Origin of the sequence: Janthinobacterium agaricidamnosum, assembly GCF_003667705.1 — a bacterium.
GTDB lineage: Bacteria > Pseudomonadota > Gammaproteobacteria > Burkholderiales > Burkholderiaceae_D > Janthinobacterium.
Map to the genome: position 1 here is coordinate 2636995 of NZ_CP033019.1, position 23394 is coordinate 2660388.

A 23394-nucleotide genomic window follows, 5' to 3' on the forward strand; every position below is an offset into this window, starting at 1 on the left:
GGAATAGCATGAAAATCAAGATCCTATGCGCCATGTTGGGCGCCTGCTTGTTGTATCCGGGCATGGCGCAGGCGGACATCGTGCAGCGCCAGGTGCTGGCCAGCATGGCCAGCGAGCAAGATAGCGAAGGCGGCGATGTGTTCACGATTGCCGGCACGACGGCCTGCGGCGGCAAGCAGATTCGCATGGATGCCCGCTCGGTCAATCTGGACGAGGCGCCGTACGACGCGCTGAAAGCCGATCTGGCCCGGCACATCCGCAGCAAGACGCCCATGCTCGTCACCCTGAAAAAATGCCCAGAGGATGCAAGCGTGCCCATCGTGCGCCAGATCGCCGCCTGCACGCCAGCCGCCTGTGCCGATGGCCGGGCGCGGCTGTACCTGCACGCAGGTTTCTACCCCATCGAGCAGGAAAAAGCGCCCAACGTACTGCTGTTGCCCTTGCCGAAAGGCAAGCTGTCAGGCACATGGAAGGTCGATATTTATAGCGTCGCCGACCACAAGTTGCGCCTGTCCGGCCAGGTCAACCGCGCCGATTATGCCTCCGGCGAGCTGGTGGGCGGCTATGTGACGTATTTCCCCAATGGCAAGGTCGAGAAACAGGTGGCGCAGGATGGGCAAGGCCGGCAACACGGCATCGGCAGCAAGTACTATCCCGACGGCACGCTGGAGCTGCGCGGCAATTGGCGCCATGGCATGCCAGAGGGCGAGCACCAGCGCTATCACGCGACGGGCAAGCTGAGCGAGACGAGCAGCTACCGCGACGGCCAGCGCCTGGACGGGCCAGTGCAAACCTTCGATGAAAATGGCAAGCCCAGTACCAGCTACACTTTACGCAGCGGCAAGATGGAAGGCGAGATGCTCACGTATTTCCCGAATGGAAAAGTCTCCAGCCGCTCGGAAATGCACGATGGCAAGTCTAATGGCTTGACGACGAATTACTACCCCGATGGCGCCGTGCACGCCAGGATGACGCAGGTCGACGATTTGCCGGTCGGGGAAGCGCTGGAGTTCTATCCCGACGGCAAGGTGCAAAGCCGCCAGCGGTACGGCGACAAGGGCGGGCTGCTGAGCCTGCAGCGCTACAGTCCGCAGGGCGTGCTGGTGCTGGAACGACGCTGGGATGCGCAATGGCGCGAGCAGGGCACGTCGCGCTCGTGGTACGAGAACGGCAAGCCCGAGCAATCGATCGAGTACGTGAATGACCGGCGCGACGGCTGGAGCCGCAGCTGGCGCGAAGATGGCAGCCTGAAAAGCGAATGCCAGTATGTGGCCGGCAAGGCCCGGGGCGGTTGCAGCGAGCCGTTGCCATCGCAGGAACTGGAACGCAAGGAGCAAGCATGGCGCGCATTGTGAAGCACGTGCTTGGCGCCACGCTGCTGTGGCCGGCGCTGGCCAGCGCCGAGATCGAGCAGCGCCAGGTCGTCAGCGCCATCGCGGCGGCGGCCGGCGGCGATGTGCTGACCCTGGCCAGCGACAGCGGTTGCGGCGGGCGCCAGGTGCGCATGGATGCCTTGTCCGTGCACCTGGACGCAGCGCAATACGCGGCCATGAAGCAGCAACTGGCGCCGTTGATACGCGAGGCGACGCCCTTGCTGATGCGCATCAGATCGTGTCCGGCACCCGGTGCGACGCTCGCCATGCCCGAAGTCAGCAAGCTGGGCGGCTGCGAGCCGCAAGCGTGTGCCGACGGCAAGGCGCGCCTGTACCTGAATCACAATCTGACGCGCGGCGAAGTGAAGGAACATGCGCGCTATGCGCTGGTCGTTCCGCTGCCGCCCGGCAAGACGCCGGGCACCTGGCAAGTCGAGATCTATCACGTGCGCGAAGGCGAGCCGAAGCGGCTGACGGGCCAGGTCGACGCCCCCGATTACCTGCGCGGCAAGCTGGTGGGCAACTACAGCATGTATTACCCGCATGGTCAGCTGGAAATGCTGGTGGAGCAGGACGGGCGCGGCGTGCAGGAAGGCGTGCAGACCCGCTATTACCCGGACGGCCAGGTTTCCATGCGCGGCACGTGGCGCAATGGCGTGCAGGAGGGCGAGGAGCAGACTTATCACCAGAGTGGCAAGCTGATCGAGTCACGCACCTACCGCAACGGCGCCCGCGCCGATGGTGTGGTGGAAACGTTCGATGAGCACGGCAAGCTGCGCACGCGCATGACGCGGGTCAAGGGCGAGACGGACGGCGAGCTGCTGCTGTTCTATCCCGACGGCACCGTGGAAAGCCGCAGCCTGTATGTCAACGGCATCAGGACGGGACCGGGCACGGAATATTTTCCAGATGGCAAAGTGCGCAGCACGGGCAGTTATGTCGATGGCAAGCCTGCCGGCGAAAGCGTCGAATATTATCCGGACGGCAAGGTGGCCAGCCGGCGCACGCACAGCGGCCATTACGTGCTGCGCAGCGAACAGCGCTTCAGCCCCCAAGGCGTGTTGCTCGTGCAGAAACAGTGGAACGAGGGCGGCCGCGAGGAGGGCGCATTGCGCTCTTGGTACGCCGATGGCAAGCCGAAGCAGCTGATCGAATACGTCGATGGCGAGCGCCAGGGCTGGACCCGGCACTGGCGCGCAGATGGCAGCCTGGAAAGCGAATGCCGCTATGTGGCGGACGAGCCGCAGGGGGAGTGTATGGGTGCGTCTGCCAAGATGTCGTACACGGAGGATGGCATCGCGCCGATGATACCGGAACCGTGAGCAGGGAAGGTTATTGCCGTTCGATCACTGATGCGTGGCCTGCCTTTTTTGCGAGACAGGTACAGGTACAGGTACGGGAATGACACTGGTTGGCGTCCACGGTTCGTCCGGTCGCAGCACTGTGCTGCTGGCGTAAAACACCGCTGCCAGCCCGGACGAGACCTTGGCGCATGGCCGTTTGTGCCGGACCGGGCCTTTTGTGGTCGGCAGGTTCCGCCCCGTTGCAGACCCTCGCGATTAAGACGTCTGATAGAGTCGTCTACGCTTCAGCGCCAAGTCAGCTGCCGGTATTTCAGTATTTAAATATACAGCGATTGAGAGTAAAGCAAATACTGCGCAGACCTCTAGTCTACTTTCGAAAGTAGCTACTTTTTTAAAAACCATGCCATTACCCACCTCTCCAAGCTCGTATATATCGCCATTTTTACCGTAGGACCACCCTCCAGAACCACGTCTGTCTTCGATATCAATCTCCCATTCACGGACAAGTTGAGGGTGTTTATCAAGACAATCCACAATTTCTTCAACACTCAAGTCTTGAAGATAGATTCTTATTCCAGATTGAAGTGCAAGTTCTATTCGAGAATCACTACGTTTTTCCCGCCAGTCTAAGGGGACCGAGCAAGCTTTCAAAACCGACTGATGACGGCTTGGTATTGTATTTTTGGCGCTCATTGAAGGTCTCCTTCTGGCCGGCAGCTGTCGTTGGCAGGTTCCGCCCCAAACCGGACATAATCCTCAGTGGGTCGAAGTAACGGCTAATCGGCTAGCACACTCCTGGCCGGCTCCAAAATATAGGCTTCAAAATCATCAAACGCTTCGTTTGAAAGGAAGTACGCATTAAGACACTCTTCGCCGGATTGCACATACTCATCCCAAGGACGTCGTGTTTTGGGTGCGCCATAGACTAGGGCAGAGCACAGTCCAACAAACTCCCACCCAATGCAAGAGTAAGCCAACTTAACCGCGTCGTTATATGCAGCGACTGCGTCTTTCTCATATCCAAATAACGAGCCGATTTTTGCATACGAAATGAACGGCAATGTTTTTAGCCCTTGGTTCATTGTGTTGATCTGTCGTTCTGGTTCCTCGTACTGCCTATACAAACCAGATAAGCTCGCCATGATAGTACGAGGCCAATAGAGGCGATCCAATTCTAATAGCGCGTCGTCAACGTAACTCATTTTTTTCCTTATTCGCCGTTTCAGCCCTGTCTGCTTTTGGCCGTATGCTGTCGTCACCGGGAGCAGGAGCGGTTGAGTCGAACCAATCAATCGGGAACCCAAATTTTTTTCGGCACGGTTCGCACGTAAAGAAAAAGTAGGCCTAAGCAGATCCAAAAGCCATTTCTATAGATTCTCTCTTCCGGAAAAGTGAAGTTCAACATCGCACATAACAAAATCAAACCTGCGATCAATGACGCACCAGCGAAGGCAAGTCGTCGTGCATTATTCTCAGTCATCATCCTCTCCCGGGGCACTTCGTTCAGTGCAGTATATGCGAAAGCGTGAATACGTCTGCTTCTGGCCGGATACTGTCGGAGGTCAGAATAGCACCTTGCGATGTTCCCCAACGCCTGTACCTATTGGCTCAACCATGACCCGCCCGGAAAAATCAGATGCCACCACCTGGACAGTTGCGGAGGCGTCGTTGCGCCTGTATTCGCAGATAAGCTCGTAAGCCTCAGTGCACGAGACTAAGGCGCACTGGTGCGAACTTGCGTAAACAATGACGTCCTTCGTGCCTACATATTCCCTAATCAAAGAATCCACCAAATTCACGTCGAGTACGTTCTCTTTTATGAGGTGGTGATATCCGTCCGCCGCTGAAACGCGGAAGTAGCAAAACTTTCTCATCAGGGTTTGAATCTCTCGCGGCGTCATCAATGTCGATTCAATATGTTGTCATCTTTGGCGGCAACGTCGGCTTTTGGCCGGTTGCCGTCGTTGGCAGGTTGCGCCCCTTAGCTGCCTTTCGAAAATCCGAAGTCAGCGATGCCCGGATTTCCTCCAATAGTTCCGGATATCGTGTCAAATTGATAGGCGACGATGAAAGCTCATTGTCCAATTGGTTTCCCAAGTATTGCAGTCATCGGTCGAGAATGCTTGCTCCCAGCGAAGTTCATCCGGCCCTACCTGACTCCATAAGAATCGAACCGTGATAGGCAAGTTTGCAAAAGTATCTTTTGCAAAAAACGTACCGACGCCGTCTTTAAATTCGCCCACGACTGGAACATCGATTTGACCAGGAAATCGACCATCAAGCCACCAGATTGACCATTTTTTTGTTGACTGGTCATAAGAGCGCAGTGCGATTGCTCGAAATTCTCCTTCCGGAAAATGTAGAACATTGTCTTCAAGGTTGCCAAAGCCACCTAAAATCTTCTGTGTCGACATTGCTCCGTCGAACTCCACCCACTCGTGGCAGTCCGCGAGTCGCTGTTTGAGTCGTTTATGAATCACTGCCCAGTCGCCTATGACAAAGTCAAAGTCGTTCGGCGCTGATGCGAGGGTTTCCAATGCCATTGTTTTTCCTGACTGAGGATTAAATGGTTATTTTTGCATGGGAAAATTGTAAAAGCTACGGCCCTGTTAAAAATATTCAACTGTCCGCTATTGGCCGAAAGCGGAACTTCCCGAGACCATGTCTACCTCAGCCTCCTGTGTCAAACATTGTTGTTTTGTGTCTGACTTTAATAAGCGCGCTCCAGTGAGGCTGCCGGATTAATCCACTGCATCGTTAAGCAGCGCATCCATCAGTGAAAAAGCGTGACCGCATCCGGCGCAACATGCGCTGCCAAACAGGAAAGGCAAGCGAAACGCGATGTCATCCAGCAATGGCAAAGCGTCCGTTTGCGCTTGCAACCAGGCAAAGGCGGCAAGGTGGGGTGAATTGTCGGCAGGGCCGGCAATCACCAGCAGCGTTTTCGCTGTTGGCGTAAAGACGGGATCCTCGGCGGCGACCGACAGCCCTTGCGCTACCGGCCACACATAGAGCTCTACGCCGCAGGCAGGACATGCCAGGCAGAACTCCTCGTTGGCAAAGCCGCCCAGCACTTGCGCCACGCCGGCAAATCCGGCGAATGATGCGGCGGCCTTAAGCAGGTAGATGCCGCTCACCGTGTCTTCGACCTGCCGCAGGTCGGCGGTTGCCATGACGAGCGCGGCCGGGACTGCGGCATTAAAGGCCGCGGCATAAGGGGATGCCTTCAATTCCTTGTCGAAGCCGGCGCTTTCATGAATCGAGGCCGCCAGCGACAGCACGCCGGCGCGCAGGTCCGGCGAAGTCAGCGTCGCCGCCAGGGAAACCAGGTGCGGGAATGCGGCGACCGAAGCCGGATAAATCGAACCCTGGTGACAAATATGGCCATACAAATCGTCCAGGGCCTCGGCGTCGCTCCGCCGCAGGTCCTGCAGCAGCGCGGGAATTTTTTCAGCGCCGCCGTAACCATCCGTCAGGCTTGCCCATGCGGCAGAACGCAGATCGAGTGGCGTCGTTTCAGTCTGTTTTTCCATTGCATCAACTTAAATGATGGGCGACAGGCAGTCAAGCCTGACGCTACGGGACCGTGTACTGCCCGGGGCCGGTCCAGGCGCTGATCCTAAACGGGCCGGTGATATGGCCTTGATCCCTGTAGTACGTTACCACCTCGGCCGACAAGGATTTCATAGGAAAGGGTTTGATCTTCATGGTCTTTCCCGTGGTTTTTTGTCTGCTTATGGCCGGTTGCCGTCGTTACCCGGTTCCGCCCTAAAACATACATCCTACGTTTCACCGGTGATGTATCGATTCGCCACCGCTGCCGCTGACCTGGCAACCGCTGGCAATTGGGCAGTCACTCTGCCGATAGCCTCAATCATGAAGCGCTGCGCTGAAGATTGTTCTGCAGGGTCATCCAGGTCCACCGCGGATGCAATGGCATTAAAAAGTCTCTTATTCAACATTTGCATTCAGTTTCGGTGATTGCGCGATGCCTGCAGCGCTGGGCGCCTCCAGCAAATGGCGTTCCCCCAAGACACAGATTGGGGTCGTACCCTCAGGGTACGACCCCGGACCTTGCATGGGTTCCATGATGGAAGGGCCTGGTGGCTTAGCGGTGCGGCGGCGTCAGCACGCTGGCGATGGCCTTCGGCAAGGTTTCCGGATAATCGCGGCTGAAGTGCAGGCCACGGCTTTCGCGGCGGGACAGGGCGCTGTTGACGATCATCGAGGCCACGTCGACGAGGTTGCGCAATTCCAGTAAATCGTGCGTGATGCGGAAGTTGCGGTAGTACTCGTCGATTTCTTCCTTCAAGAGCGCAATGCGGTGCTGGGCCCGCTCCAAACGCTTGGTCGTGCGCACGATGCCCACGTAATTCCACATGAAGCGGCGCAGCTCGTCCCAATTGTGGGAAATTACCACTTCCTCGTCCGCATCCGTGACGCGGCTTTCATCCCAGTCGGGCAGGTAGGGCGTGCCCAGCTTTTCCTTGCTTTCGATATCCTGCGCGCAGGCGCGGCCGATGACGATGCATTCCAGCAAGGAATTACTCGCCAGGCGGTTCGCGCCATGCAAGCCCGTGCACGCCGTCTCGCCGACCGCATACAGGCCCGGCAAGTCGGCACGGCCGGACAGGTCCGTCACGACGCCGCCGCACGTGTAGTGGGCGGCGGGCACGATGGGAATCGGCTGCTTGGTGATGTCGATGCCCAGTTCCAGGCAGCGCGCGTAAATGGTGGGGAAGTGTTCGATGAGGAATTCGGCCGGTTTGTGGCTGATATCGAGGTGCACGTAGTCGAGGCCCCGCTTCTTGATCTCGAAGTCGATGGCGCGCGCCACCACGTCGCGCGGCGCCAGTTCGGCCCGCTCGTCGTGGGCCAGCATGAAGCGCTGGCCGGCAGCCGCGCCCGCTTCAGGCGGCAGTTTCAGCAAGCCGCCTTCGCCGCGGATGGCTTCGGTGATCAGGAACGACTTCGCATATGGGTGGTACAAACAGGTCGGGTGGAACTGGATGAATTCCATGTTCGACACGCGGCAGCCGGCGCGCCAGGCCATGGCGATGCCGTCGCCGCTGGCCGTGTCGGGGTTGGTGGTATATAAATACACCTTGCCGGCGCCGCCCGTGGCCAGCACGGTGTGCTCGGCGGCAAACGTGTGCACCTTGCCCGTTTGCTCATCCTGCACGTACAGGCCGTGGCAATGCGGTTGCGCATTGCGCTGGGTCGGTTTCATGCCCAGCTTGTCGGAGGTGATCAGGTCGATCGCGCAATGGTGTTCGAACAGGCTGATGTTCGGGTGGGCGCGCACCTTTTCTTCCAGGGTCACTTGCACGGCGTGCCCGGTGGCGTCGGCCGCGTGGATGATGCGGCGCTGGCTGTGGCCGCCTTCGCGGGTCAGGTGGAAACCCAGCTCGGCCGAGGCGTCGCGCGTGAACGGCACGCCTTGCTCGATCAGCCATTCGATCGCTTCGCGGCCGTGCTCGACGATGTAGCGCGTGGCGCTCTCGTCGCACAGGCCGCCGCCGGCGATCAGGGTGTCTTCGATGTGCTGCTGGTGGCTGTCGCCGGAGTCCAGCACGGCCGCGATGCCGCCCTGCGCCCAGTTGCTGGCGCCATCGAGCAGCGCGCGTTTGGAAATGATCGCGACGGTGCGCGTCTCAGCTAAATGCAGTGCAACCGATAAACCCGCCAGGCCACTGCCGACAATCGCTACATCAAATTTCATGACATTTATCTTCTTTTAGGGGAAGCATACTATATGCCATTTCCCCTCATTCGGTAATGTATTGAGATAAATTCTGCCAGTGAAAGATCGCTGGGGCTGTAGCTTGTGGCGCATCAATGTCTTCTTGGAACAGTTCGCCATCATGGCAAGACCAGCAGCGGCCCGCCTTGCGCGCCGCCTGGTGCTTTTTGCCGCAGGGGGAACCATGATCCGCATCTTCAGCCATTATGTCTCGAAAACAGCGTTTATCTTGCTGTTGCTGGAAATCCTGCTCCTGCTGCTGTCGGCCACCCTGACGTCCTTGCTGTGGCTGGCGGACGGCAGCCGCGTGCTGCGCGTGGGCGATATTTACCTGTCGTCCGCCATCTTTGCGCTGGTCATGGTCCTGAGCATGAGTGCGCTGGGCATGTACCAGCACCGCTCGCGCGAAGACATCCGCAACACCTTATTGCGCATCCTGCCTTCGTTCGCGCTGGGTTTTGCCGTGCTCAGCGTCCTGATACGCTTCATTCCGACGCTGCAATTCGGGCGCGGCAGTGCGATGATCTTCGGCCTGGGCGCCATTGGCGTGCTGCTGGCGCGCCTGGTGGTATTCAAATCCTCGCAATCGGCGCTGATGGAAGGCCGGCTGATCCTGGTGGGCGGCGGGGCGCTGGCGCGCGAATGCATGGACTTGGCGGCCAGCAAGATCGGCTTCCATCAATTTACGGTGGTCGGCTGCATCGATGTGGCGGGCGAGCAATGCTGCGTGCCGGCCTCGGCCTTGCTGCCGGCCGGACCGTCGCTGCTGGCCACGGCGCAGCGCCACGCCGCGCATGAAATCGTCGTGTCCGTCAGCGACCGGCGCAATGGCGCGTTTCCTGCCAAGCAATTGCTGGAATGCGCGCTGGGCGGCGTCAAGGTGATCGACGCGGCCACGTTTTTCGAACGCGAAGCATGCCAGATCCGCATCGATTCCTTGCAACCGAGCTATCTGATCTATGGCGGCGGTTTCGACCAGAGTTTTTTCCGCGCCGCGTCGAAGCGTTTGTTCGATCTGGCGGCCAGCGCGGTTATCTGCCTGGCCACGCTGCCCGTGATGCTGGTGACGGCCCTGTGCATCCGCCTGGAAGACGGCGGCCCCGTGTTTTACCAGCAAGAGCGGGTGGGGCGCGATGGCCTGCCTTTCAAGGTGCTGAAATTTCGCAGCATGCGTTGCGATGCCGAGCGCGACGGCAAGCCCATCTGGGCCCTGGCCAACGATGCGCGCATCACGCGCGTGGGCAATCTGATCCGCAAGCTGCGCATCGACGAACTGCCGCAGATGCTCAATGTGTTTCGCGGCGAAATGAGTTTCGTGGGCCCCCGTCCCGAGCGCGCGTATTTTGTCGAGCAATTGAAGGAGCAGGTGCCGTACTACAACATTCGTCACAACATCAAGCCTGGCATCACGGGTCTGGCGCAGGTGCGCTACCAGTATGGCGCTTCCGTCGACGATGCCGTCAAGAAGCTGCAATACGATCTGTATTATGTGAAAAACAATAGCCTGTTCCTCGACTTGCTGATTTTGCTCGACACGGTGCAGGTGGTACTGTTTGGCAAGGGCAGCCGATGATGCGGGCACAGTCGGCCTGGCTGGCGGCGGCCGATGCGGCGGCGCTCAGCCATGGTCTGGCATCGCTGGCTTTTTTCGTGCTGGCGCTGCTGCTCATCAGCAATTGGCGCGCGCGGCAGAACGTGCGCGCCTTGCTGGTCGCGTGCCTGGCGACGGGAGTCTGGGCCACGGGCACGGTGGTGCTGGTGCTGCTGGGGCAACGCATCGCGCTGGCCGGCGATGCGCTCGAATTGCTGCGCACCCTGGCCTGGCTGGTGTTTTTGCTGCTGCTGATCGAACCGTCGCGGCCCCGCCTGCGCCTCGTGCTGGCCGGCATCGTTCTCACGGCGCTGGCGCCCTGGCTGCTCTCCGTGGCTTCCTCCTGGCTGGCGCTGCCTTTGCCGGCGCGCATCATCGCCAGTGTCTGCCGTTTGCTGCTGGCCGTGCTGGGCATGTTGCTGGTGGAACAGTGGTACCGCAACACGCCGCCCTTGAAACGGTGGGGCATCAAGTTTGCGTGCCTGGGCGTGGGCGGGCTGTTTGCCTACGATTTCTATCTGTACAGCGATGCCTTGCTGTTTCGCGCGGTCAACGATGACATCTGGGCCGCGCGCGGCATCGTCGACGCCCTGTGCGCGCCGCTGCTGGCCGTCTCGGCGGCGCGCAATCCGGGCTGGGCGCTGGGCTTGTCCGTCTCGCGCCAGATGCTGTACCGCTCGGCCGCCTTGCTGGGCTCGGCCATTTACCTACTGGCCATGGCGGCCAGCGCCTATTATTTGCGCTACTTCGGCGGCACCTGGGGTTCCTTGATGCAGATGGCTTACCTGGGCGGCGCGGCCCTGCTGCTGGCGGGCGTGCTGTTTTCGGGCAGCCTCCGCGCCAAGCTCAAGGTGACTATCAATAAACATTTTTACAATGCCATCTTCGACTACCGCGAGGAATGGCTGCGGTTTACGCGGGCCTTGTCGGAAGACGGGCCGGCCCTGGGCGAGCGCACGATACAGGCCATGGCGAAACTGGTGGAAAGCCGCGCCGGCGCGCTGTGGATACTGCGCGAACCTGGCCTGTTTGCCCCGGCCGCCAGCTGGAACTGGCCGCCGAGCACGTGGAGCGAGCCGGCGTCCGGCAGGCTGTGCCAGTTTCTGGAGGCGCGGCAATGGGTGATCGACGTGCCCGACTGCGAGCACAACCCGCGCCAGTACGGCGGCTTGCTGTTGCCGCCCGCGCTGCTGGCGCTGCCCGACGTGTGGCTGCTGGTGCCCCTGATGCTGCATGGCCAGTTGTTCGCCTTTGTCGCGCTGGCGCGGCCACGCACGCACATCGGCTTGAACTGGGAAATCCTCGACGTGCTGAAAATTGCCGGCAGCCAGGCCGCCAGCTACCTGGCGCACCGCGAATCGCTCGATACGCTGACGGTGGCGCGTCAGTTCGAGTCGTTCAACCGCATGTCGACTTTCATCGTGCACGACCTCAAGAACCTCGTGTTCCAGTTGTCCCTGTTACTGAGCAATGCGGAAAAGCACCGCGCCAATCCCGCCTTTCAGGAAGACATGCTGGGCACCTTGGACCATTCCGTGCAGAAAATGAAGACCCTGCTGCAGAAGCTGGCGCGCGGCGAGGCGCCGGAAGCGCCCGCGCCGCTGCTGCTCGACGGTTTGCTGCGCCAGGCCGTGGCCGCCAAGGCGAGCCTGGCGCCGGCGCCCCGGCTGGAAATCGTCGATGGCGAACTGACGGTGCTGGCCAACCGCGCGCGGCTGGAACGGGTGCTGGGCCACTTGATCCAGAACGCCATCGAGGCCACGGCCAGCGACGGCAAGGTGGACGTGCGGCTGCGGCGCGAAGAGCATACGGCAGTCGTCGAGCTCGACGATACGGGGCAGGGCATGAGCGAACAGTTCATCCGCGAACGCTTGTTCAAGCCGTTCGACACGACCAAGACGGCGGGCATGGGCATCGGCGTGTTCGAAAGCCGCGAGTACCTGCGCGAAGTGGGCGGCAGCCTGGAAGTGCGCAGCGAACCGCAGGTGGGCACGACGTTTCGCGTGATCCTGCCGCTGCATGCGCCTTTGGGGGCAGCGCCGTCGGCGCTGACCCCGGACTTCCGTTGCCCTATTCACTGACAGGAGCTGATACGCATGGCCAAGCAAAAGTTGCTAGTCATCGAAGACGATCCCGGCCTGCAAAAGCAGCTGCACTGGAGTTTCGACGGTTATGAGGTCTTGCTGGCGGGCGAGCGCGAGGCGGCGCTGGCGCTGGTGCGGCGCCACCAGCCTGCCGTCGTGACGATGGACCTGGGCTTGCCGCCCGACCCGGACGGCGCCACGGAAGGCCTGGCTACGCTGCAGCAAATCCTCGCGCTGGCGCCGGACACGAAAGTCATCATTTTGTCGGGCAACCAGGAGCGCGCGCATGCCTTGAAAGCCATCGCGCTGGGCGCCTACGATTTCCACCAGAAACCGTTCGAGGCCGACATGCTGGGCCTGGTCATCGCCCGCGCGTTCTACCTGCACGCGATGCAGCAGGAAAACCGCCGCATGCTGCAGACGCAGGCCGACTCGCCCCTGGCGGGCATCGTCAGCCGCGATCCCGGCATGCTCAAACTGTGCCGCAGCGTGGAAAAAGTGGCGCCCTCGTCGGCCAGCGTGATGCTGCTGGGCGACTCGGGCAGCGGCAAGGAACTGATCGCGCGGGGCTTGCATGCGCTGTCGAGCCGCCATGCCCAGCGTTTTGTCGCCATCAATTGTGCGGCCATCCCGGAAAACCTGCTGGAAAGCGAGCTGTTCGGTTATGAGCGGGGGGCGTTTACGGGCGCGGCGCGGCAAACGCTGGGCAAGATCGAGCTGGCCCACGGCGGCACTTTCTTTCTCGATGAAATCGGCGACATGCCGATGGCGCTGCAGGCGAAACTGCTGCGTTTCCTGCAGGAGAGAATCATCGAACGGGTGGGCGGACGGGCCGAGATCGCCGTCGACGTGCGCATTGTCTGCGCCACGCACCAGGATGTAAAGGTGCTGGCGGAACAGGGCCGTTTCCGCGAAGACCTGTTTTACCGCCTTAGCGAGATCGTGCTGCGCATACCGCCGCTGCGCGAGCGGGCTGGCGATGCGGCATTGCTGGCCCATCATTTCAAGAACAAGTTCTGCGCCAGCGAAGGGCGCGGCAACCTGCATTTCAGCGCCGGCGCGCTGCAGCTGATCGAAAGCTATGGCTGGCCAGGCAACGTGCGCGAAGTGGAAAACTGCATCAAGCGGGCCGTCATCATGAGCGACGGGCCGCAGATCGCCGCCGACGACCTGGGCTTGCCCGCCGGCGCCCAGGCGGCGCCCCAGGACGAATCGCTGAACCTGCGCCAGGCACGCGACGGAGCCGAATACAAGGTCATGGTGCGCGCGCTGGCGCGGGCCGACGGCAATATCGCCAAGGCGGCCGAACTGCTGGGCGTCAGCCGGCCCACGCTGTACGACTTGATGAACCACCACGGCATCAAATAGTGTCCGTGCACTGATGTGTATCAAATATCAAGATTGTGTAAGGCGTCGCACATACGCAGGCGCCGCCGTGGCGCATCCTAGCCTCATCAACAACGAGGAGGCGTCATGAATGCGATCAGTTTATTAATGCAGGACCACAAGGCCGTCAAAGCCCTGTTTGCCCAGTATGAAGGCTTGAGCAACCGCTCATTTGCCACCAAGAAAAAGCTGGCCGACCAGATCTGCCAGGAATTGACCGTGCACACGCAGCTGGAAGAAGAAATCTTCTACCCGGCCGTGCGTCGTCCCATCCACGATGGTGACCTGATGGATGAAGCCCTCGTCGAGCACGCGAGCGCCAAGGAACTCATCGCGCAAATTACCGCGATGGACCCCGCCGACGACCTGTACGACGCCAAGGTCAAGGTCCTGTCCGAGCAGATCGAGCACCACGTCCAGGAAGAAGAGGGCGACATGTTTCCCAAGGTACGCGATACGGCCGTCGACCTCGACGCGCTGGGCAAGGAAATGGCCGCGCGCAAGGAACAGCTGACGGGCGTCGCCGCCTGAACGGCATAAAAAATCAACAACCAAGGGAGTATTTCATGCAAGCTACACAATTGTCCGTATCGGACCTGAACAACCCGGGCGTGTCCTGGGGCGCCGTGCTGGCGGGCGCCGCCGCGGCGGCCGCCTTGTCCTTCATCCTGCTGATCCTCGGCGTGGGCCTGGGCCTGTCGTCCGTATCGCCGTGGTCGTTCAACGCCACGGCCATCGGCATGTCGACCATTGCCTGGCTGGCCTTCATGCAACTGGCCGCCTCCGGCATCGGCGGCTACATGGCGGGCCGTCTGCGCGTGAAATGGAGCGCCATTCACACGGATGAAGTGCATTTCCGCGATACGGCGCACGGCTTGCTGGCCTGGGCCGTGGCTACCCTGATCACCGTGGCCGTGCTGGCCGGCGGCACGCGCGCCGTGCTGAGCGGCGCCATCGATGCGGGCAGCGGCGTGGCGGCGGCAGTTGGCCCGACCGTGGGGGCGGGCGCAGGTGCAGCAGGTGCCGCCAGCGCCAGGCAAGGCGAGGGCGGCGGCGCCAATCCGCTCGATTATTTCTCGGACATGCTGCTGCGCGCGGCGCCAGCGCCAGCTGCGACCGGCACGCCAGCGATGGCGAATCCTGGCGCGACCGTCGCCGACCAGCGCATGGAAATCGGCAAGATCTTCGCCACCAGCCTGTCCACGGGCAGCCTGGCCGCCGATGACCGCGCCTACCTGGGCCAGGTCGTGGCCAGCCGCACGGGCGTGACGCAGGCTGAAGCGGAAGCGCGCGTCGACGCCGTCTATGCGCGTGCCGTGAAAGCTGCCGCCGATGCGAAGGCTGCCGCCCAGCAAGCGGCGGAAACGGCCCGCAAGGCCGGCGCCCACACGGCACTGTGGATGTTCGTCGCCTTGCTGCTCGGCGCTTTCGTGGCTAGCCTGGCGGCAACGTTCGGCGGCCGCCAGCGCGACCATGAGCGTGTGTTGCGCCACGTCACCATCTGAACCCCTACCTATTAGATAAATCAAGGAGTCTGCCATGCGTTCCATCCTCTTGCTGCTGTTGGGCATTCCATTACCCATCGTCATACTGATCGCCCTGTTCGTCCGCTGACAAGGCCCAGACCAGGCCAACATGAGAAAAACCGGCGCCCGCTGCAAGGTGGGCGCCGGTTTTTGCGTGAAAGCAGACGCATGTGTAAGATGACGCCATCTTTCCACCGAGACTATCCATGAACGTGAGCACCATCCGTCCCTTGCTGAAAACCGCCGCCATCGCCGCCTTTGCCTGCAGCGTGCTGGCCTCGTGTTCCACCCTGATCGGCCCGCGCGACGTGAATGTGTCGCTCAGCAAGATGCAGCAAGGCCTCGAGCGCCGCTTTCCCATCGATAAACGGGTACTGTCCGTGCTGGACGTCAAGCTGACCCGCCCGCAGCTGTCCTTGCAGCCCGAGCGCGAGCGCGTCGCCTTGAGCGTGGACGCCAGCGTGATGCCGCCGTTCATCCGCCAGACCTGGCGCGGCAGTCTGGCCATGTCGGGCCGTTTGGTGCTCGACGCGCAGCGCAACGCCGTCTACCTGAGCGAAGCGAGCGTGGACAAGGTGAGCATCGACGGCATGGACGAGGCGCAGCAGCGCCAGTTCGCCAAGGTGGCCAGCCTGGTGGCCGACCAGCTCATGCATGAAACGCCGATCTACACCTTCAAGCCCGACGAATTGCGCTATGCGGGCGTGCAATTCGTGCCCACGCAGATCAGGACCACGGGCAATGGCTTGACGGTGACGTTCGAGCCGGTGAAGTAGCGGTGAAGTAGCTTAGGCCCGGAATGCGGGAGCGGCGAGTTGCTTGGCCGTGTTATTGCGTGGCGTCGCTTCTTCATGGAACAGGTCGGCCAGGTATTCGCATAGCGCGTCGCCTTGAATATCGTCTGGAATAATGAAATCGGCGGGGCGGCGCTTGCCTTCCGCACCCAGGTAGAAGGCGCGCCATGCTCCCGGATTGCCCCGGATGGCGATCAGCGTGCCGAAAATATTGAATCTGTATTCCTGCATCAAGCTGCTCCGTTCCCTTGCCCAGGTTTGACATTTGTTGTGCTATAGTAATATTTACTTATATAGTAACATTTACTGATCCAGGGGCGGACAATGGTCAATATCAGCACGGCGGGAATCCAACCAGGGGCACTGTCTGCCGCGGAAGGCAACAAGGTGTCATCAGGCAAGGCAGCATCGGACAAGGCCCAGACAACCCAGGCGCCAGCCGGCGTCGGCGCCGTCGCGGACGCGGTCGTGATTTCGACCCTGGCCGGGCGTTTGTCGACGGCCGCGACGGCGACCAGCGCCGCTATCGAGGGTTACGATCATCGATCGCTGGGCGCATGGGTCAATGACAATATCAGCAGCATCCTGTATCCGCTGGACGCCGAACACAAGGCGGCCGCCGCACAGCAGCTGCCGCAACCAAATGACGCGGCATCGGCCAGGTCGGCCGCGGCCGCGGCCGCGTTTATCGATAACAAGGGTCCCAATCCGTTTGCGGGCTTGTCGCGCGAGCAATTGGCCACCATCACGCACGACGACAGCGGGACATTTACGGTCAACGAGCGGCGCGCCGCCTATACGCAGGCCTATGATGAAGAGCAGGCGTGGCGCAGCCAGGTCGTGGCGCAAGCCATGCAGGAATACAATACCACCGGCAAGATGACCAATTTCTTCAAGTCGGCGCTGGCGCATTTCAATGCATTGCCGCAGCTGGAACAGGCACAGTATCCTGAGAATTACGCGAGCGGCCTGCAAGACAAAATCAAGCTCGATTTTAACTATTTCAATCACGCGGCCGGCGATGGCGCGCCTACGCCGGGTTCGCTGGCCGACATGCAGCGCAATCAGGGCGCCAAGCAAGGCGCAGACCTGTTTGAGCTCCTGAGCCGCTGATCACTGGAATTGTTCAACGGACATTGTTTCCACGAAGGTTGGCCGACTATAATCCTGCCTCGCATGCCTGGACACAGCATGTTCTCCAACATGAAGTGAAAACAATTAAAGGAATCTTCGTGAAACGTTCGCTTATCAGCGCCGCCTGCTGCGCTTTGTTCGCCTTATCTTCGCCATCGCTGTACGCCCAGCAAGCCGTAACTGCTGCTGCACCCGTCTCCGGCATCGACCTGAAAACGCTGGACCCGGCCGTCAGTCCCAGGGATGATTTCTACGGCTACGTCAACGGCGTGTGGACCCGCAATACGGAAATCCCGGCTGACAAATCCGTCTGGGGCACGTATATCGAATTGCGTGAAATCGCGCAAGGCCAGCTGCGCGGCCTGATCGATGCCACCGTCAAGAATCCGGGCAAGCCCGGCAGCGAGGCGCACAAGATCGCCGACCTGTACACGAGTTTCATGAACGACAAGGCGCGCGATGCGGCCGGCTTCAAGCCCCTGAAGGCCGAGCTCGCCCGCGTCGCCGCCATCAAGGACAAGAAGGACTTGCCGGCGCTGTTTGCTTATTTGCAAGGCAATGGCATCCAGACGCCGTTTTCCGCCTATGTGGCGCCCGATGCGCAAGACCCGGAGCGCTACACGGTCAACATCAGCCAGTCCGGCCTGGGCTTGCCCGACCGCGATTACTACCTGAAGGATGACGACGCCAAGTTGCAAGCCGTGCGCGCCAAGTACCTCAAGCATATCGAGACCATGCTGGCCATGAGCGGCGACAAGGCCGCGGCCGAACACGCGGCGCAGATCCTCGACATCGAAACGCGCCTGGCGGCCGTGCAGTGGACGCGCGTGCAGATGCGCGATCCCGTCAAGTCGTACAACCGCGTCGATTTCGACAAGTTCGCGGCACTGGCGCCCGCCTTCGACTGGAAAGCCTACTTTGCCGCCGCCGGCCTGGCGAAAAAGGAAAGCTCGGGCGTGGTACGCCAGCCCAGCTTCCTCAGCGGTTTTTCCGAGACCGTGGCCGCCGTGCCGCTGGCATCGTGGAAGAGCTACCTGAACTGGCGCATCATCGAAAGCTATGCTTCCTACCTGGACAGCGCCACCGTCAAGGAGCGTTTCGCCTTCGACGGCACGGTGCTGCGCGGCGTGCCGCAAAGCGAACCGCAGTGGCAGCTGGCGCTGCGCTTCACGGATAACGCCATCAGCGACGCCGTCGGCAAGCGCTACGTGGACATGTATCTGCCGCCGGAAACCCGGCCCCGCGTGATGGCCATGTTCGACAATTTCGTCGCCTCGTTCAAGGAGGGCATCGAGCAGCTCGACTGGATGGGTCCGGAAACCAAGAAGGAAGCGCAGCTCAAGCTGGCAGCCCTGAAGCCGAAGATCGCGTATCCCGATACCTGGCGCGACTACAGCAGCATGCAGACGCGGCCGAACGACCTGATCGCCAACGTGCGCGCCTCGCGCGTATGGAGCCGCCAGCAAAACCTGGCCAAGCTGGGCAAGCCCGTCGACCGCGACGAATGGTCGATGACGCCGCAAACCGTCAACGCCAGCTACAGCCCCGCGCTGAACGCCATCACCATCCCGGCCGCCATTTTGCAGCCGCCATTCTTCAACGTGAAAGCGGAAGACGCCGTCAATTACGGCTTGCTGGGCATCACCTTCGGCCATGAGATCAGCCATGCCTTCGATGATTCTGGCAGCCAGTACGATGCCAAGGGCCGCCTGCGCAACTGGTGGACGGCGCAAGACCGCGCGGCCTTCAAGGCGCTGGCCGCCGGCCTCGTCAAGCAGTACGGCGCCTACAGCCCCGTGCCGGGCTACCACATCAATGGCGAGCTGACCCTGGGCGAAAACATCGGCGACAATTCCGGCCTGTCGATCACCTACAAGGCTTACCAGCGTTCGCTGGGCGGCAAGCCGTCGCCCGTCATCGACGGTTTGACGGGCGAACAGCGCCTGTACATCGGCTTTGCGCAGAAATGGCGCGCGAAACTGCGTCCCGAAGCGGCGATCGCCCAGATCAAGAGCGACCCCCATTCGCCGGGCGAATTCCGCGCCAAGGGCACGGTCAAGAACCAGCCCGGCTTTTATGAGGCGTTCGGCATCAAGCCGGGCGACCCGATGTACCTGCCGCCCGAGCAGCGCGTGATCATGTGGTAAGCATGGTTTAAGCGGCTCGCCGCGCCGGGGACTATTCCTTGGCGTGGTTGAGCGTGTACCGGGGCAGTTCGACCGTCAGGTCTTCGTTTGACACGCGCGCCTGGCAGGACAGGCGCGAGTGGGGTTGCAAGCCCCAGGCCTGGTCGAGCATGTCTTCTTCATTGTCGCCCAGTGCGTTGAGCGAGTCGAAACCCCGCACCACGACCACGTGGCAGGTGGAACAGGCGCCCACCTGGCCGCAGGCATGTTCGATGTCTATCTTGTGAAGCAGCAAGGCGTCGCAGATGCTCATTTGCTCGGGCGCGTCGAAGACGGCGCCGTCGGGAGCGAGCTCGGGATGGGGCAGGACGGTGATTTTTGGCATGCGGGATTCTCCTCGGTTATCTTGCAATACCGTCACCTTGGGCCTTCCCGCCTTGGCAAGGTCAAGCCCCTGCGCGATCCTGTGCGACGATGCACGCGTCGAGATGATCGAGCAATTGCAAGAACACGCGTTTATCCGCAAAGTGATTCATCGTGGCGCTCGTCAAGACATCGCTGGCCACCGCCGTCACGGCGGCCCTGGCCTGCGCGCAGGCGGCATGCAGCTGCGCGCGATCGAGTTCCAGCAAGGCCGTATCGATGGCTGCGCGCGTAAAATCGTAGGCATCCATGCCGCAGCAGCCGGCCACGCAATGCGTTTCCAGCCGGCAGATCAGCTGCCACAGTTCCCCCAGCAAGGCATCGATGTCGATCGCCTGGTCATAGCGGCCGTCAAGATCGATGAATTCGATCCAGGCGTCGTCGCCGATCTGGATATCGTACTGGCGGTCGCGTTCGGTCATTTTTCAACATTCTCCGGGTCGGTGGCATCGCATTATAAAAAAAACCGCCCGAAGGCGGCTTTCCAATGCGGTGCAAGCAAGGCGCTTAAATAAAATAGATCAGCGCGATGATGCCGACCACCAGCGCCACGCGGGTGACCTGGTAGGCCGTCTTGTTCCACGCCTTGAAGCGGCGGCGGTACTGGCCCATGGTCCAGGAAATCTGGAACAATTTACTCACGCCGCCCACCTGGTCGCCCAGTTCGTTGGGCGAGGCGGCGGCCGTCATCAGCGTGCGGCCCAGCCAGCGGTTCAAGCCTTGCGCCCAGCGGTAGCGCATCGGGCGCTCGATGTCGCAGAACAGGATGATGCGGTCGCTGTCGGCATCGTTGCGGGCCCAGTGGATATACGTTTCATCGAACATCACGGCCTGGCCGTCGCGCCAGCTGTGGCGTTCGCCATCGACGTCGATGAAGCAGCGGTCGTCGTTCGGCGTCTGCAGGCCCAGGTGGTAGCGCAGCGAACCGGCGAACGGGTCGCGGTGCGGGTTGAGCTTGCCGCCTTGCGGCAGTTCCGCGAACATGGCCGCCTTGATGGACGGAATCGATTGCAGCAGCGCATAGGTTTGCGGGCACATCTGCTGTGCCGACGGGTGGTTCGCGTCATACCATTTCAGGTAGAAACGCTTCCAGCCATACTTGAAGAAGGAATTGAAGCCCACGTCATTGTTCTTTTCGGCCGCCTTGATCTTTTTCATTTCCTGCATGCGCAGCGCTTCATCGCGGATGATTTGCCAGTTCTGCTGCAGCGGCGCCAGTTCCGGAAATTGATCGACGGACAGATAGGGCGTGGCCGGCACCTTGGAAAAGGTATGCATGAACAGGTTCAGCGGCGCCATGAACGAGGAGTGATCGAAGATCTGGCGGCGAAACGGCAGGCGCACCTTGCCTCGAAAATGAATATGTAAAACAGAAAACACAAAAATGCCCAGCAAGGCCCACTTCATACACAACCTCGTTTTGAAAGAATGGGGCAATTATAACCAGTTAATGCCCCGGCTACCCCGTGCCACGGTGAAGGAAAGATGAAGCGGCGCGCGCTGGCGCTCTGTCCTACAATGGCTTTATTTCATCACTGAAGGGGTAACAATGGAAATCTGGCACGCACCGCTCGACCTGGCCGCCCTCAACGCCGCCAGCGAGGGCACGGCCATGCGCCACCTGGGCATCGAATTCTCGGCCTTCGGCCCCGACTGGATCGAGGCGACCATGCCCGTCGACCACCGCACCATGCAGCCTTTCAAGCTGCTGCATGGCGGCGCGTCCGTCCTGCTGGCCGAAACCCTGGGCAGCATGGCCGCGAATGCCTGCCTCGACAGCCGCCGGCAGGTCAGCGTGGGGCAGGAAATCAACGCCAACCACGTGCGCGGCGTGCGCGGCGGCCACGTGACGGGGCGCGCCACGCCCATCCACCGGGGCCGCGCCAGCCAGGTCTGGGAAATCCGCATCAGCGACGACGACGGCAAACTGTGCTGCATCTCGCGCATCACCATGGCCGTTATCGACACTCCGGGCGCAGGTTGACGCGGCGGTTCTTGACTTGCATCAAGGCACTAAAAGCGAGCGCGTGGAATCATCCATAACGCTGTTCGCTTATAATTCAGTGTGCTGTTGTATTGCGCGGGGTTTCCAGCCGCGCAACTACATTGCCCGAAATTAAAAGCTGACTGCCCAAAAAACGCCAGTTAGATACCCATCCTGCGCCATGCGGGAAAGGCAACACGACGGCGAGCAGATCGCTGGTTCCAAGTAACTTCCAGTGGATTACTTGACGTAACCGGCAACAATCAACTTTATACAGGGCAATAACAACAATGATGTCATTCAATCGTTTGACGATAGGCGCGCGCCTGAGCGCAGGCTTCGGGCTGCTGGTCTTGCTCATGCTGGTGCTGGCTGCTTTCGCGCTGCTGCGCATCGGCGCCATCTCCGGCGCCATGGACGCGCAAGAAAAAGTGCAGCTGGAAAAACTCGAACCGCTGTACGTGGCGCGCGAAGCGCTCGACCAGACGGGCCTGGCTGCCCGCAACGCATATATCTTCCATGACCAGGCCGCCGCCGAAAAGGAGCTGGCCATCCTCGACACCCAGAAAGCGCTGTACCTGGACGCGCTGGCGAAGCTGGCGCCGCAGTTCGCCGGCGATGCGCAATTCGAGAAGGTCAGCACGGGCCTGAAAACCATGGCGCAGGAATTGCTGCGTCCGCGCCAGTTCCGCGCCACGGGACAGATGGAGCAGTACGGCACTTTCCTCGTCGAGGAGTGCAGCCCTCTGCGGCGCCAGATCGTGTCCGATATCGATGCCGTCCTGAAAAACGTGCAGCGCGAATCGGAGCAGGCCAGCGTGGCCGCGCGCGCCATCTACGGCCAGTCGCTGCGCTGGATCGGCGTGCTGGCCGCGCTCAGCGTGCTCATTTGTATTGCGGTCGCCACCGTCATCACGCGGGGATTGCTGCGCCAGCTGGGCGGCGAACCGGCGTATGCGGCCTCGATTGCCGGACGCATCGCGCTCGGGGAACTGGCCATCGACGTGCATACGCGCCACGGCGACGACAGCAGCCTGCTGTTCGCCATCAAGACCATGCGCGACAACCTGGCCGCCATCGTCGGCAAGGTGCGCCACGGTACGGAAAGCATCGCCACGGCCTCGACCGAGATCGCTACCGGCAACCGCGACCTGTCGCAGCGCACGGAGCAGCAGGCCGGTTCGCTCGAGGAAGTGGCGTCATCGATGGAAGAACTGATATCCGCCGTGCGCCAGAATGCGGACAATGCCCAGCAGGCGAACCACCTGGCGCGCGAAGCGTCGAAGGTGTCGGAGCAGGGCGGCAAGGCCGTGGCCGAAGTGGTGCACACCATGGGTCTCATCAATGCCTCGTCGAACAAGATCGTCGACATCATCGGCGTGATCGACAGCATCGCCTTCCAGACGAACATCCTGGCCCTGAACGCGGCCGTGGAAGCGGCGCGCGCGGGCGAGCAGGGGCGCGGTTTCGCCGTGGTGGCAACGGAAGTGCGCAACCTGGCGCAGCGCTCGAGCGCGGCCGCGCGCGAAATCAAGGCCCTGATTGACGATTCCGTCAGCAAGGTGGGCACGGGCACGGTGCTCGTCGAGCAGGCGGGCGCCACCATGCATGAGGTGGTGGCCGGCATCGGCCGGGTGACGGGCATCATGGCCGAGATCAGCCATGCCACGCAGGAGCAGGGCGCCGGCATCGAGCAAGTCAACCGCGCCATCGTCGACATGGACCGCGTGACCCAGCAAAATGCAGCCCTGGTCGAGCAGGCGGCGGCCGCCGCGCACGAATTGCAGCAGCAGGCGGCGCAGCTGGAACAGGAAGTGGGCATTTTTAAATTGGCCCCGCCGGCGAACGGCCCTTTGCGCCTGGCGGCCTGACGCCGATGGCACGGCGGCACGGCGCGCCGGCAGCCATGCGCCAATAGTCGTATTC

The 23394-nt window shown here is 61.3% G+C and carries 22 protein-coding genes; 12 read left to right on the forward strand and 10 right to left on the reverse strand.

The features are described from left to right. The first annotated feature begins 8 nt into the window (after nt 1-8). Together D9M09_RS11835 and D9M09_RS11840 are read left to right on the forward strand one after the other, a co-directional pair. Nucleotides 9-1355, forward strand: a complete 1347-nt coding sequence (locus D9M09_RS11835) for a toxin-antitoxin system YwqK family antitoxin (RefSeq protein ID WP_121669350.1) — start codon at nt 9-11, stop codon at nt 1353-1355. Beyond that, nucleotides 1340-2695 (forward strand): toxin-antitoxin system YwqK family antitoxin, encoded by a 1356-nt coding sequence (locus tag D9M09_RS11840; protein ID WP_162995641.1) that lies wholly within the window; start codon nt 1340-1342, stop codon nt 2693-2695. Before D9M09_RS11835 ends, D9M09_RS11840 begins: the two co-directional genes overlap by 16 nt. Nucleotides 2696-2932: 237 nt before the next feature. Here D9M09_RS11840 and D9M09_RS28925 read toward each other — a convergent pair whose 3' ends face one another. From D9M09_RS28925 to D9M09_RS28930, 6 genes are all read right to left on the reverse strand, one after another. Further along, nucleotides 2933-3370, reverse strand: a complete 438-nt coding sequence (locus tag D9M09_RS28925; protein WP_162995642.1) for a hypothetical protein — start codon at nt 3368-3370, stop codon at nt 2933-2935. 83 nt (nt 3371-3453) lie between these two features. Next, nucleotides 3454-3879, reverse strand: a complete 426-nt coding sequence (locus tag D9M09_RS11845) for a hypothetical protein (protein ID WP_121669352.1) — start codon at nt 3877-3879, stop codon at nt 3454-3456. Between the two features lie 846 nt (nt 3880-4725). After that, a complete protein-coding gene (locus D9M09_RS11855; RefSeq protein WP_121669353.1) occupies nt 4726-5220 on the reverse strand; it encodes a DUF1579 domain-containing protein in 495 nt (164 codons plus the stop codon). 198 nt (nt 5221-5418) lie between these two features. Beyond that, nucleotides 5419-6210: a hypothetical protein gene (locus D9M09_RS11860; protein WP_121669354.1), complete on the reverse strand. Its 792-nt coding sequence runs from the start codon at nt 6208-6210 to the stop codon at nt 5419-5421. A 575-nt stretch (nt 6211-6785) separates the two neighbouring features. Continuing rightward, the gene (gene nadB / locus D9M09_RS11865; protein WP_070218697.1) at nt 6786-8399 is read right to left on the reverse strand and encodes an L-aspartate oxidase; all 1614 of its coding nucleotides are present in this window, start codon (nt 8397-8399) and stop codon (nt 6786-6788) included. A gap of 46 nt (nt 8400-8445) precedes the next feature. Beyond that, the gene (locus D9M09_RS28930; protein WP_139143629.1) at nt 8446-8625 is read right to left on the reverse strand and encodes a hypothetical protein; all 180 of its coding nucleotides are present in this window, start codon (nt 8623-8625) and stop codon (nt 8446-8448) included. Between D9M09_RS28930 and D9M09_RS11870 the strand changes: the two genes are divergently transcribed. From D9M09_RS11870 to D9M09_RS11895, 6 genes are all read left to right on the forward strand, one after another. Continuing rightward, on the forward strand, nt 8605-9993 hold the full coding sequence (locus D9M09_RS11870) for a TIGR03013 family XrtA/PEP-CTERM system glycosyltransferase (protein ID WP_070310810.1): 1389 nt from the start codon (nt 8605-8607) through the stop codon (nt 9991-9993). The genes D9M09_RS28930 and D9M09_RS11870 overlap by 21 nt on opposite strands. Beyond that, nucleotides 9990-12092, forward strand: a complete 2103-nt coding sequence (gene prsK, locus D9M09_RS11875) for an XrtA/PEP-CTERM system histidine kinase PrsK (protein ID WP_121669355.1) — start codon at nt 9990-9992, stop codon at nt 12090-12092. The genes D9M09_RS11870 and prsK overlap by 4 nt, the downstream gene beginning before the upstream one ends. Before the next feature lie 15 nt (nt 12093-12107). Continuing rightward, nucleotides 12108-13463 carry a PEP-CTERM-box response regulator transcription factor gene (gene prsR / locus D9M09_RS11880; RefSeq protein WP_121669356.1) on the forward strand — a complete coding sequence of 452 codons (1356 nt, stop codon included), beginning with the start codon at nt 12108-12110 and terminating at the stop codon, nt 13461-13463. Between the two features lie 105 nt (nt 13464-13568). Further along, the gene (locus D9M09_RS11885) at nt 13569-14012 is read left to right on the forward strand and encodes a hemerythrin domain-containing protein (RefSeq protein ID WP_121669357.1); all 444 of its coding nucleotides are present in this window, start codon (nt 13569-13571) and stop codon (nt 14010-14012) included. A gap of 35 nt (nt 14013-14047) precedes the next feature. Beyond that, a complete protein-coding gene (locus D9M09_RS11890) occupies nt 14048-14986 on the forward strand; it encodes a hypothetical protein (RefSeq protein WP_121669358.1) in 939 nt (312 codons plus the stop codon). Nucleotides 14987-15213: 227 nt separating this feature from the next. After that, entirely contained in the window at nt 15214-15783 is a 570-nt protein-coding gene (locus tag D9M09_RS11895) for a DUF1439 domain-containing protein (RefSeq protein WP_070288282.1), read from the forward strand. Between the two features lie 12 nt (nt 15784-15795). On the opposite strand, the gene D9M09_RS11900 is transcribed toward D9M09_RS11895, so the two are convergent. Further along, nucleotides 15796-16032, reverse strand: a complete 237-nt coding sequence (locus tag D9M09_RS11900) for a DUF7661 family protein (protein WP_070288283.1) — start codon at nt 16030-16032, stop codon at nt 15796-15798. A gap of 156 nt (nt 16033-16188) precedes the next feature. On the opposite strand from D9M09_RS11900, the gene D9M09_RS11905 reads away from it, so the two are divergent. Both D9M09_RS11905 and D9M09_RS11910 read left to right on the forward strand, forming a co-directional pair. Then, entirely contained in the window at nt 16189-16914 is a 726-nt protein-coding gene (locus D9M09_RS11905) for a hypothetical protein (protein WP_162995643.1), read from the forward strand. 119 nt (nt 16915-17033) lie between these two features. Then, nucleotides 17034-19082 (forward strand): M13 family metallopeptidase, encoded by a 2049-nt coding sequence (locus D9M09_RS11910; protein ID WP_121669360.1) that lies wholly within the window; start codon nt 17034-17036, stop codon nt 19080-19082. 31 nt (nt 19083-19113) lie between these two features. Here the strand turns inward: D9M09_RS11910 and fdx are convergent, their stop codons facing one another. The 3 genes from fdx to lpxO all read right to left on the reverse strand — a co-directional run bounded on the left by fdx (nt 19114) and on the right by lpxO (nt 20891). Further along, on the reverse strand, nt 19114-19446 hold the full coding sequence (gene fdx / locus D9M09_RS11915; RefSeq protein WP_070310802.1) for an ISC system 2Fe-2S type ferredoxin: 333 nt from the start codon (nt 19444-19446) through the stop codon (nt 19114-19116). A gap of 61 nt (nt 19447-19507) precedes the next feature. Next, entirely contained in the window at nt 19508-19906 is a 399-nt protein-coding gene (locus D9M09_RS11920) for a DUF6331 family protein (protein WP_121669361.1), read from the reverse strand. An 85-nt stretch (nt 19907-19991) separates the two neighbouring features. Next, nucleotides 19992-20891, reverse strand: coding sequence for a lipid A hydroxylase LpxO (lpxO, locus tag D9M09_RS11925; protein ID WP_034787360.1), 900 nt, complete (start codon nt 20889-20891; stop codon nt 19992-19994). A 142-nt stretch (nt 20892-21033) separates the two neighbouring features. Between lpxO and D9M09_RS11930 the strand changes: the two genes are divergently transcribed. Next, nucleotides 21034-21468 (forward strand): hotdog fold thioesterase, encoded by a 435-nt coding sequence (locus D9M09_RS11930; RefSeq protein ID WP_121669362.1) that lies wholly within the window; start codon nt 21034-21036, stop codon nt 21466-21468. Between the two features lie 290 nt (nt 21469-21758). Further along, entirely contained in the window at nt 21759-23339 is a 1581-nt protein-coding gene (locus D9M09_RS11935) for a methyl-accepting chemotaxis protein (RefSeq protein ID WP_121669363.1), read from the forward strand. The last annotated feature ends 55 nt before the right edge of the window (nt 23340-23394 follow it).